Raw genomic sequence first — 11,884 nt, forward strand, 5'->3', positions numbered from 1 at the left:
GCCCACAATGAATTAATTCGTTACAAATTTCGAATATACGAAAATTGTTGCACGTAATTCCGTCGCTACGCAAAGAACGACAGCTGTGCTGCGGGCGTGTAATCAGCGCATGAGACGGTTTCGGGCGACGAGGTTGAAGCAATCAGGCGGCTCGCCGCAGCATCACCGCGTAGAAGCCGTCGAGGCCGGAGGCAATGCCGTCCGGCATTTTCAGCATGGTCGGAAGCGTGCGGAATTCACCGAGCGACGTGATCGCCGCTTCAAGACCGGGCCAGTCGCCCGCGCTGATCGGCACACGCTCGATCGCGTCCGTATTGGAAACAACGCGGGCGACCACCTCCTCGCCTTCGGCCGGATCGAGCGAGCAGTTCGAAAACACCAGCGTGCCTCCGGGTTTCAGCAAGGTCAGCGCATGACGCAGCAGCCGCTCCTGCAGCGCCGCCAGCCTCGCAATATCATCCGGCCCCTTGGTCCACAGCACGTCAGGGTGCCGGCGCGTCGTGCCGGTGGAAGAGCAGGGGGCGTCGAGCAGGATGGCATCGAAGCCTTCCGTCGGCTTGAATGTCGTCAGATCCGTCGCAACCGTTTCCGCGTTGAGGCCAAGCCGGTCGAGATTCGACCGCAGCCGTCTCAGCCGGCTTTCCGACTGATCGAGTGCGGTCACCGCGCCGCCGGCAAGGATGAGCTGCGCTGTCTTGCCGCCAGGCGCAGCACAGAGATCGGCGGCACGTTTGCCCGACAGATCACCGAAAAGCCTGGCCGGAATGCTTGCCGCCGCATCCTGCACCCACCACGCACCGTCGTCGAAGCCCTCGAGTGAAGGAATTCCGCCGTCAAAGGCGGCAAGCCGCACGCCGCCCGTCGGCAGGGCAACGCCGTTCAGCTTCTTCGCCCAGGCTTCGGCGTCGGATTTGACGGTCAAATCGATCGCCGCAGGTTCGAGCTGCGATTGCGCGATCGCCAGCGCCGCGTCGCGGCCATAAGCCTTTTCCAGCCGTGCGAGGAACCAGCCCGGCATCGGCGGAACCTTACCGATCTTCTCCAGCACCTCGTCCTTTTCACGGCCGAGCCGGCGCAGCACCGCATTGACCAGCTTTGCGAAGCGGCGATTGCGTGGATCCAGGTTGGCCTGCTCGACGGCAAGATCGACGGCCGAATGATCCGGCACGTCGAGATAAAGGATCTGCGCCGCCGCGATTGCCAGAACATGGTGTAAGGCCCGCGCACCCTCCGGCAGCGGCGATTCCAGCAGCGAGGCAATTGCGGCGTCGATGCGCGGCAGGTGGCGCAGCGTCGTGTTGAGAATGGCGCGGACGAGGGCGCGATCGCTTTCGCCAAGCGCCTTGTAGGCCGGATTGCCGTGTTCATGATCGAGAGCGCCGTCGAGCGACAGCTTTCGGTCGACGACGGCTGCCAGAATTTTTGCGGCCGCCGCCCGGGTCTGCAGGCCCGGCTTGGCTGGCGCCGATCGGCCGGCGAAGGGTTTCTGTTGGCGGAATGGCTTTTTCGTGCCGTCTGAATTCAAGACCACGGACCTTTTGGCGGTTGCGAACCACCGCGACCCGTATTCGGAACAGAGCGCGATTTGCGCGACGGATTAGCAGCACGCACCGGTCCCGTCGAGACACTCATGCCGCTTTGCGCCATCTCCTGCAGCGCGGCAATGCGGTTTTCCGTGTTCGGGTGGGTGGAAAACAGATTGTCCATGCGTTCGCCGGAAAGCGGATTGATGATGAACATATGCGCCGTCGCCGGATTGCGCTCGGCATCCTCATTCGGCACACGAGCCGCGCCGCGGGCAATCTTTCCAAGTGCGGAAGCAAGCCAGAGCGGATTGCCGCAGATTTCGGCGCCGTGGCGGTCGGCCGAATATTCACGCGTGCGGCTGATCGCCATCTGCACCAGCATGGCGGCGAGCGGTGCGACGATCATCGCGACGAGAACGCCGATGAAACCGAGGGGATTATTGTTGTTGTCGCGGTTGCCGCCGAAGAAGAAAGCGAAGTTGCCGAGCATCGAGATCGCGCCGGCAAGCGTTGCCGTGATCGTCATGGTCAGCGTGTCGCGGTTCCGGATATGGGCGAGCTCATGCGCCATCACGCCGGCGACCTCCTCGGGAGACAAGGCGGAAAGCAGGCCGGTCGAGGCGGCGACGGCGGCATTTTCGGGATTGCGGCCGGTGGCGAAGGCATTCGGCTGCGGGCTGTCGTATAGATAGACCTTCGGCATCGGCAGACCGGCATTACGAGCGAGATCGCGCACGATCGCAAAGAATTCCGGCGCATTGCGTTCGTCGATCTGCTGCGCGCGATAGGCCGCTAGCACCATCCGATCGGAGTTCCAATAAGAGAAGAAATTCATGCCGGCGGCAATGAGAAAGGCGATCATCATGCCGCCTCGACCGCCGATCAGAAAACCGACGAACATGAAAAGCGCCGTCATGAAGGCAAGCAACATGGCAGTGCGAACGAGGTTCATTGCGAATCTCCAACTCGATTACGGCGTCGCAAGCTTTCATTCCCGGCGACCGCGCATTATGATTTGGTTATTCACCCGCCATTTTCAATATTTCCGGCAGGAGAAGGCCATGCAGGAAGCCGACAACGACAATAGCCAGACGCCGACGGTGGAGGGATCGGAGCCGCCGCGCAAGGTACTGTCTCCGGCGGCCCGACGTGCGCTTGCCGAGGCTGAAGAAAGACGCAAGAACCAGAAGCCGCTGGATCTGCCACCCGAGATCGGCGGCCGCGGCGGAGCCGAGCCTGCACGCTTCGGCGATTACGAGATCAATGGCCGGGCGATCGATTTTTAAGGCCGGATTGTCGGGCCCAAATCCGGGCCTCATGCAGGCCGTCCAAATTCAGCCAGCCAAAGCAAAGTGAGCCGCCCCGGGACTCGGATGGCCGGAGCGGCTCTTTATATCAGGCAGTCACCTTGTTCTGCCGGTTCGCGATCAGATCGTCGACGACGGCGGGATCGGCGAGCGTCGAGGTATCGCCGAGAGCGCCGAAATCGTCTTCGGCAATCTTGCGCAGGATGCGGCGCATGATCTTGCCGGAGCGGGTCTTCGGCAGGCCGGGCGCGAACTGGATCTTGTCGGGCGCCGCGATCGGCCCGATTTCGGCGCGCACATGTTTCACCAGTTCCTGGCGAAGCGTGTCGGTGCCTTCGTGGCCGGCCATCAAGGTCACATAGCAATAAATGCCCTGACCCTTGATTGAATGCGGATAGCCGACGACGGCCGCTTCCGACACCAGATTGTGCGAGACGAGGGCGGACTCAACCTCCGCCGTTCCGAGCCGGTGGCCGGAGACGTTGAGCACGTCGTCGACACGGCCGGTGATCCAGTAATAGCCGTCTTCGTCGCGCCGGCAGCCGTCACCGGTGAAATACTTGCCCTTGTAGGTGGAGAAATAGGTCTGGATGAAGCGGTCGTGGTCGCCATAGACGGTGCGCATCTGGCCCGGCCAGCTGTCGGTGATGCAAAGATTGCCGTCGGCAGCCCCTTCCAGCACTTTGCCTTCATTGTCGACCAGCTGCGGCTTGACGCCGAAGAACGGCATCGTCGCCGAACCGGGCTTGAGGTCGGTGGCGCCCGGCAGCGGCGTGATCATGTGGCCGCCGGTTTCCGTCTGCCACCAGGTGTCGATGACCGGGCAGCGCTTGTCGCCGACGACATTATAATACCACTCCCAGGCTTCCGGGTTGATCGGTTCGCCGACCGTGCCGAGCAGCCGCAGCGACGAGCGGGAGGAGCGCGTGACGAATTCGTCGCCCGCGCCCATCAGCGAGCGGATTGCCGTCGGCGCGGTATAGAAAATGTTGACCTTGTGCTTGTCGATCACTTCCCAGAAACGGCCCTGATCCGGGAAATTCGGCACGCCCTCGAACATCAGCGTGGTCGCGCAGTTCGCCAGCGGCCCATAGACGATATAGGAATGGCCTGTGACCCAGCCGACATCGGCCGTGCACCAGTAAATGTCGCCGTGGTGGTAGTCGAAGACATATTCATGCGTCATCGCCGCATAGACGAGATAACCGCCGGTCGTATGCAGCACGCCCTTCGGCTTGCCGGTGGAACCTGACGTGTAGAGAATGAACAGCGGATCTTCCGCCTTCATCTTCACCGGCGGGCATTCCGCCTTCACGCTGGCGATTTCCTGATGAAACCAGAGGTCGCGTCCCGGCGCCCAGCCAGTCTTGCCGCCGGTGCGGCGAACGACGAGGACCTTGCTGACGGTGACGTGCTGACGGGCAGCGATATGGATCGCCGTATCGGTGTTGTCCTTCAGCGGTACCGGCTTGCCGCCGCGCACACCTTCGTCGCAGGTGATCACGAAGGTGGATTCGCAATCGACGATGCGCCCTGCCAGCGCCTCCGGCGAGAAGCCGCCGAAGACGACGGAATGCACCGCGCCGATGCGAGCACAGGCGAGCATCGCATAGGCAGCTTCCGGGATCATTGGCATGTAGATGGTGACGCGATCACCCTTCTTGACGCCATGCTTCTTCAACACGTTCGCCGTCCGGCAAACATGCTCGTAGAGCTCGTTATAGGTGATCTTCTTGTCGACGTAAGGGTTATCGCCTTCCCAGATGATCGCCACCTGGTCGCCATTCGTCTTCAGATGGCGGTCGATGCAATTGTAGGAGACGTTCGTCTGGCCGTCTTCGAACCATTTGATCGAGACCTTGCCGGTAAAGGAGGTGTTCTTGACCTTCGTGTAAGGCTTGAACCAGTCGATCCGCTTGCCGTGCTTGCCCCAGAACTTGTCCGGATTTTCAATGCTTTCATCGTACCATTTCAGGTACTTCTCCTTATCGATCAGGGCGCGCGCCTTCACCGGCTTCGTGACCGGATAGATCTTCTCCGACATGGAACTCCTCCTCATGGGACATGCGACGGACCGCCAGCTATGCAGGGCCGAACTTCAAATCACGGCAATTCATAGCAGTTCGCATCGCCACGGCAATTAGACAAAGGTCATTTGATTTCGGAAGAATTGCAATTCTGCGACAGTCCGGTTATATAGCGCCATATTTCCCGGACATTGTGGTGACAATCCACGGACCGCGACCGGCGCGGACGATAGAAGGACTATATCCATGGCTCAAACATTGCTCATGCCGAAGGCGACTGCCATCTGGCTTGTCGACAACACGGCGCTGTCTTTCGATCAGATCGCGCAGTTCTGCAAACTGCATCCGCTCGAGGTCAAGGCGATTGCTGACGGCGAAGCCGCGCAGGGCATCAAGGGTCTCGACCCGATCTCGACGGGACAGCTCTCCCGTGACGAGATCGCCCGCGCCGAAGCCAACCCGAACCACAAGCTGAAGCTTTCCGAACCGAAGGTGCGCGTGCCGGAATCCAAGCGCCGCGGCCCGCGTTACACGCCGGTCTCCAAGCGTCAGGACCGCCCGAACGCCATTCTCTGGCTGGTGCGCAATCATCCCGAGTTGAAGGACGCGCAGATTTCCCGACTGGTCGGCACGACGAAATCGACGATCGAGCAGATCCGCGAGCGCACCCACTGGAACTCCGCCAACCTGGCGCCGATGGATCCGGTCACGCTCGGCCTCTGCAGCCAGATCGACCTCGACATGGAAGTGGAAAAGGCATCCAAGGGTCGTCCGCTGCCGACCGCCGCGGAGCTTGGCGCAACGCTGCAATCGGCGCAGGAGACCGAACGGCTGACCCCGAACTACGAGCGCGAAGAGGAAAAGGAAATCGACGCCGACGCCGTCTTCCGCAAGCTGAGCTCGCTGCGCTCGGCCCCGAAGGACGAGGATGACGAAGATCAGTACTGAGATATCGGTCATCTCCGCAAAAACCCTGCCGGCCGGCAGGGTTTTTTATTGCGATAACGACGTGCGGAACCGGGCCCGTCGATATCTGGCTTACATCGGCAGGGAGCCAAAACCACGCTTGCGCAGTGCCTCTGCGATCTCTTCCAGAATCGCCGGATCATCGATGGTTGCCGGCATTTTCCAGGGTATGCCGTCAGCGATCTTCTGCATGGTTCCGCGCAGGATTTTGCCGGAGCGTGTTTTCGGCAGGCGATTGACGGTGATGGCCGTTTTGAAGGCCGCGACCGGGCCGATCGACTGGCGGATCATCGCCACGACCTCCGATTCGATCGCCGGCGTTTCACGGGAAACATCGCGTTTCAGCACCAGGAAACCACAGGGCACCTGACCCTTCACCGCATCGGTCACACCGATGACCGCGCACTCGGCGACATCGGGATGGCGCGCGCAGACCTCCTCCATCGCCCCGGTGGAAAGCCGGTGACCAGCGCAATTGATGATGTCATCGGTGCGCGACATGATGAAAAGATAACCGTCCTCGTCGACATAGCCGGCATCGGCGGTCTTGTAGTAGCCAGGAAATTCATCGAGGTAAGCCGACCGGAAGCGATCGTCGGCGTTCCAGAGGGTCGGCAGGCAACCCGGCGGCAAGGGCAGCTTTATGACGATATTGCCGAGCGTTCCCGACTCGACCGGGTGACCGGCATCGTCGAGCACCGCGATGTCATAACCGGGCATCGGCAATGTCGGTGAGCCATGCTTGACGGGGAGGGCGCCAAGACCAAGCGGGTTGGCGGCGATCGGCCAGCCGGTCTCCGTCTGCCACCAGTGATCGATGACCGGAACGCCGAGCATGCGCTCCGCCCATTTCAGTGTCTCTGGGTCCGCCCTCTCACCGGCCAGAAATAGTGCCCGGAAATCCGGCATTGGATATTGTCGCAGCAGTTCGCCCTCACCATCCTCCCGCCGAATGGCGCGGAATGCGGTCGGTGCCGTAAAGAGCACACGCACCTTGTATTCCGAGACGACCCGCCAGAAGACGCCGGCATCCGGGGTGCCGACCGGCTTTCCCTCGTAGATCAGCGTGGTCACGCCCGCGATCAGCGGTGCATAGACGATGTAGGAATGGCCGACGACCCAGCCGATATCGGACGCCGTCCAGAAGACCTCTCCCGGCTTCAGCCCGTAAATATTGCGCATCGACCAGTTGAGCGCGACCATATGGCCGCCATTGTCGCGCACCACGCCCTTCGGCTGGCCCGTCGTCCCGGAGGTGTAGAGGATATAGAGCGGATCGGTCGCTTTGACGGGAACACAGGCCAGCTCCGCGCCGCGATGGCGCGCCACCGCCGCCTCGAAATCCTGATCGCGGCCGCTGACGAGATCTGCCGGAAGCTGCGGCCGCTGCAGCACCAGGCAGCGCTCCGGTTTCATCCGTGCAAGCTCGATCGCCTGATCGACCAGCGGCTTATAGGCGACGACTCGGCCGGGCTCGAGGCCGCAGCTCGCGGTGATCACCAGCTTGGCGCCGCTGTCGTCGATGCGCGCGGCAAGCTCGCTGGCGGCAAAGCCGCCGAAAACGACCGAATGGACCGCACCGATGCGAGCGCAGGCGAGCATCGCAAACACCGCCTGTGGCACCATCGGCATATAAAGGATCACGCGGTCGCCTTTGCCGATGCCGAGCCCGAGCAGCGTCGCGGCGATCGCCTTCACCTCGGCAAGCGCCTCGTCATAGGTGAAGCGGCGTTTCTCGCCGCTCATCGCGCTGTCGAACAGGATCGCCGTCTCGCCCCCGCGTCCCGCCATGACATGCCGGTCCAGACAATTGTGACAGGTGTTGGTTTCCGCACCTGAGAACCAGCGGCCATAGGCGCCGTCATCGGGCGAAAATATCCGCTCCGGAGGCGTGAACCAGTTGATATCGGTGGCCGCTTCGCGCCAGAAGCCTTCGGGATCGCCTTTCCAGGCCGCATAGACTTGATGATAGCCGTTTTGCATCTGCTCCTCCCCAGGACATGCAAGCCTCGATATCAATTTAGGCTGGGCCGGGGAGGACGGAAAGCCCGACGAAAGCAGGTATCAGCGCGCGCCGAAAATCGCCGATCCCACCCGTACGCTGGTGGCGCCGAAGGCGATCGCCGTCTCGTAATCGCCCGACATGCCCATGGAGAGTTTTTCGACGCCGCATTTCAGTGCGAGCTTTGCCAGCAGGGCGAAATGCGGCCCGGGATTTTCGTCGGCCGGCGGAATGCACATCAACCCGTCGATGGCCAGGCCGAGCTCATCGCGGCAGAGGGCGACGAAACCAGGCGTATCCTCGGGAGCGATGCCGGCCTTCTGTGGCTCCAGTCCGGTATTGACCTGGACGTAGAGCCGCGGCGTCCTGCCTTGCCGCTTCATCTCTTCGGTAAGGGCGCGGGCGATCTTTTCGCGGTCCACCGTCTCGATGACATCGAAAAGCGCCACCGCATCCGCCGCCTTGTTCGATTGCAGCGGCCCGATCAGGTGCAATTCGATATCAGCATGCTCGGCCTTCAGATCAGGCCATTTGCCCTGGCTTTCCTGTACCCTGTTCTCACCGAACACCCGCTGCCCCGCCTCGATCGCCGGGCGGATCGCATCCGCCTCGAACGTTTTCGATACGGCGACGAGCTGAACGGAACCAGCCGGACGGCCTGCCTGGCGTTCCGCCGCCGCGACCCGCGACCGCACGTCATTCAACCGCTCTTGAAGGTCCATCATTCTGCCTCGACATATCTCAGTGAAAAGAATTGGCAATGAACTAGCCAGCCATTCGGTGCTTGCCAAGACCCGCTCCGGCGAAATCGCTTCGGCGGCATGAAGATCGGACGCTTGCAACGCCTGCAAAACTTGACGCTACGGTGGTTTCATGGTGAAGGTCTCGACCAACTCCCCTGATTTTCTGGAATTCTGAATACCATGGCCACCGAACGTTATAATCCGCGCGACGCCGAGCCCCGCTGGCAGCAAAAATGGAACGAAGAGAAGGTCTTCGAGACCGACAATTCGGATCCGCGCGAAAAATATTATGTCCTCGAAATGTTCCCCTATCCCTCGGGGCGCATTCATATGGGCCATGTCCGCAATTACGCCATGGGCGACGTGGTCGCCCGTTACAAGCGTGCCCGGGGCTATAACGTGCTGCATCCGATGGGTTGGGACGCCTTCGGCATGCCGGCGGAAAACGCCGCCATGGAGCGCGGTGTGCACCCCGCGTCCTGGACCTACCAGAACATCGCTTCGATGAAGGCGCAGTTGAAGGCCATGGGGCTGTCGCTGGACTGGAGCCGCGAATTCGCCACCTGCGACGTTGACTATTACCAGCACCAGCAGCATCTGTTCCTGGACTTCCTGGAAAAAGGTCTGGTCTACCGCAAGCAGTCGAAGGTGAACTGGGATCCGGTCGACAATACCGTTCTTGCCAACGAACAGGTGATCGACGGCCGCGGCTGGCGCTCCGGCGCGCTGGTCGAACAGCGCGAACTGACGCAGTGGTTCTTCAAGATCACCGATTTCAGCCAGGACCTGCTGGACGCGCTGGATACGCTCGACCAGTGGCCGGAAAAAGTGCGCCTGATGCAGAAGAACTGGATCGGCCGTTCCGAAGGCTTGACGGTCCGGTGGGAGATCGTGCCGGAGACGGCGCCCGCCGGTGAGACCGAAATCACGGTCTATACGACACGGCCGGATACCTTGTTCGGCGCCTCCTTCCTGGCGATCGCCGCCGATCATCCGCTGGCCAAGGATGCGGCGGCGAAGAATGTCGAGATCGAAGCCTTCTGCGAGGAGTGCCGCCGCGCCGGCACCTCGCTCGCCGCGCTCGAGACCGCCGAAAAGAAGGGCATGGATACCGGCATCCGGGTCAGGCATCCGCTCGATCCCTCCTGGGAACTGCCGGTCTACATCGCCAATTTCGTGCTGATGGATTACGGTACCGGCGCGATCTTCGGCTGCCCGTCGGGAGACCAGCGCGACCTCGATTTTGCCCGGAAATATGGCCTGCCGGTTGTGCCGGTCGTCATGCCGAAGGATGGTGACGCCGCAAGCTTTTCCGTCGGCGACACCGCTTATGACGGCGACGGCGTGATGATCAATTCGCGTTTCCTCGACGGCAAGACGACGGAGGAAGCCTTCAATATCGTCGCCGACCGGCTTTCGGCGGCTTGCCTCGGCAATGCGCCGCAGGGCGAGCGGATGATCAATTTCCGCCTGCGCGACTGGGGCATTTCGCGCCAGCGCTACTGGGGCTGCCCGATCCCGGTCATCCATTGCGACGCCTGCGGGGTTGTGCCGGTGCCGAAGAAGGATCTGCCGGTCAAGCTGCCCGAGGACGTAACCTTCGACCAGCCCGGCAATCCGCTCGACCGCCATCCGACTTGGCGTCATGTCGCCTGCCCGAACTGCGGCAAGGACGCTCGCCGCGAGACGGATACGATGGACACCTTCGTCGATTCAAGCTGGTATTTCACCCGCTTTACCGCGCCATGGGAAGCCAAGCCGACCGATCCTGAGGCGGCTAATCGCTGGCTGCCGGTCGACCAGTATATCGGCGGCATCGAGCATGCGATCCTGCATCTGCTCTATTCCCGTTTCTTCACCCGCGCGATGCGCGAGACCGGCCATGTCGCCGCCACCGAACCCTTCAAGGGACTTTTCACCCAGGGCATGGTGGTCCATGAGACCTATAGCCGCGGTTCCGGCGCCAGCCGCGAGTGGGTGGCTCCCGCCGATATCCGTATCGAGGAGATCGACGGTAAACGCCGTGCCTTCTTGCTGGCGTCAGACGAGGAGATCGCCATCGGCTCGATCGAGAAGATGTCGAAGTCGAAGAAGAACGTCGTCGATCCGGACGATATTATCGCCTCCTATGGCGCCGATACTGCCCGCTTCTTCGTTCTGTCCGATTCGCCGCCGGAGCGTGACGTCATCTGGTCCGAGGCCGGGGTCGAAGGTGCCCATCGCTTCACCCAGCGCCTGTGGCGTCTGATTTCCGAAGCCGCTAACGGCCTGTCGAGCGTTGCCCCCGCACCGGCAAGCGAAGGGGAGGCTCTGGCAGTCTCGCAGGCGGCGCACAAGACGCTGAAGGCCGTTCAGAACGATTACGACAAGCTTTGGTTCAACAAGGCCGTCGCCCGTATCTATGAGCTCGTCAATGCGCTCGCCGCGCCGCTGACGAGGGTTGCGGCGGGTGAAGGCGATATCGCCTATCGTGCCGCCGTGCGTGACGCTGCCGAGATCCTGATCCAGCTCGTCGCACCGATGACGCCGCATCTTGCCGAGGAATGCTGGGCCACGCTCGGCAATGCCGGGCTGCTCGCCCGCACGGAATGGCCGCGCTACATGGAAGCGCTGGTCATGGAAAATGACGTCATTCTGCCCGTCCAGATCAACGGCAAGAAGCGCGCTGAATTGACAATTTCTCGCGACGCAGATCAGAATGCCGTCACCAACGCCGTGCTGGAACTGGATGCGGTGAAGAACGTGCTGAACGGTCAGGCGCCGAAGAAGATCATCGTGGTTCCCCAAAGGATTGTGAACATTGTCGTCTGATATCACCCGCAATGCCGGCATCGCCATGATCCTTGCCGCCTCGGCCTTTCTTGCGGCCTGCCAGGTTCGGCCGCTTTATTCGGAGAACTCGGGTGTTGCGGAAAAGCTGTCCTCGGTCGGCTTTTCCGATGCGGCAAGTCGCGTCGAGCAGCAGGTGCGCAATCACCTGATCTTCCTGGCATCGCGAGGCGCCGGCGAAGCGGTAAATCCACAATATCACGTCCAAATGCGCGCTACATCGATCGTCGCCGATACACTGCTGCGTCAATCCGGCGATACCTCCCGCGCCGGTCGCGTCACCGTCACCGTCACCTATACGCTGAGCTCGGTAGCCGATGGTCGCGTGATCAAGGCCGGCAGTCGCCAGACGACGGCTCTGGTCGATTTCTCCGAGCAGGAATTCGCGAAGCAAAGGGCGATCCGCGATGCCGAAAACCGCGCGGCCGACCAGGCGGCGGAATTCGTAGGAGCCGATCTCGCCGCCGCCCTCAGCCGCTGAGGG

At 61.8% G+C, this 11,884-nt stretch carries 9 protein-coding genes; 4 read left to right on the plus strand and 5 right to left on the minus strand.

What is annotated here, in order from left to right; genetic code table 11:
- Positions 1–142: 142 nt before the first annotated feature.
- Positions 143–1,531 carry an RsmB/NOP family class I SAM-dependent RNA methyltransferase gene (locus J7U39_RS26630; RefSeq protein ID WP_210632779.1) on the minus strand — a complete coding sequence of 463 codons (1,389 nt, stop codon included), beginning with the start codon at positions 1,529–1,531 and terminating at the stop codon, positions 143–145.
- Positions 1,522–2,478: a zinc metalloprotease HtpX gene (gene htpX / locus J7U39_RS26635; protein WP_210632780.1), complete on the minus strand. Its 957-nt coding sequence runs from the start codon at positions 2,476–2,478 to the stop codon at positions 1,522–1,524. Before htpX ends, J7U39_RS26630 begins: the two co-directional genes overlap by 10 nt.
- A 109-nt stretch (positions 2,479–2,587) precedes the next feature.
- Between htpX and J7U39_RS26640 the strand changes: the two genes are divergently transcribed.
- Complete coding sequence (locus tag J7U39_RS26640) at positions 2,588–2,812, plus strand: DUF1674 domain-containing protein (protein ID WP_064712464.1); 225 nt, start codon at positions 2,588–2,590, stop codon at positions 2,810–2,812.
- Between the two features lie 109 nt (positions 2,813–2,921).
- On the opposite strand, the gene acs is transcribed toward J7U39_RS26640, so the two are convergent.
- The gene (acs, locus tag J7U39_RS26645) at positions 2,922–4,877 is read right to left on the minus strand and encodes an acetate--CoA ligase (RefSeq protein ID WP_210632781.1); all 1,956 of its coding nucleotides are present in this window, start codon (positions 4,875–4,877) and stop codon (positions 2,922–2,924) included.
- 229 nt (positions 4,878–5,106) lie between these two features.
- Here acs and J7U39_RS26650 point away from each other — a divergent pair, with 229 nt between their 5' ends.
- A complete protein-coding gene (locus J7U39_RS26650; protein ID WP_210632782.1) occupies positions 5,107–5,808 on the plus strand; it encodes a DUF1013 domain-containing protein in 702 nt (233 codons plus the stop codon).
- A 90-nt stretch (positions 5,809–5,898) separates the two neighbouring features.
- Here J7U39_RS26650 and J7U39_RS26655 read toward each other — a convergent pair whose 3' ends face one another.
- Both J7U39_RS26655 and J7U39_RS26660 read right to left on the minus strand, forming a co-directional pair.
- On the minus strand, positions 5,899–7,809 hold the full coding sequence (locus J7U39_RS26655; protein WP_210632783.1) for a propionyl-CoA synthetase: 1,911 nt from the start codon (positions 7,807–7,809) through the stop codon (positions 5,899–5,901).
- Between the two features lie 81 nt (positions 7,810–7,890).
- Positions 7,891–8,550: a YggS family pyridoxal phosphate-dependent enzyme gene (locus tag J7U39_RS26660; RefSeq protein WP_210633053.1), complete on the minus strand. Its 660-nt coding sequence runs from the start codon at positions 8,548–8,550 to the stop codon at positions 7,891–7,893.
- 201 nt (positions 8,551–8,751) lie between these two features.
- Between J7U39_RS26660 and leuS the strand changes: the two genes are divergently transcribed.
- Both leuS and lptE read left to right on the plus strand, forming a co-directional pair.
- Positions 8,752–11,382, plus strand: coding sequence for a leucine--tRNA ligase (gene leuS, locus J7U39_RS26665; protein WP_210632784.1), 2,631 nt, complete (start codon positions 8,752–8,754; stop codon positions 11,380–11,382).
- Positions 11,372–11,881: an LPS assembly lipoprotein LptE gene (gene lptE / locus J7U39_RS26670; RefSeq protein ID WP_210632785.1), complete on the plus strand. Its 510-nt coding sequence runs from the start codon at positions 11,372–11,374 to the stop codon at positions 11,879–11,881. The genes leuS and lptE overlap by 11 nt, the downstream gene beginning before the upstream one ends.
- Positions 11,882–11,884 lie beyond the last annotated feature (3 nt).

Source organism: Rhizobium sp. NLR16a, assembly GCF_017948245.1.
Classification (GTDB): domain Bacteria; phylum Pseudomonadota; class Alphaproteobacteria; order Rhizobiales; family Rhizobiaceae; genus Rhizobium.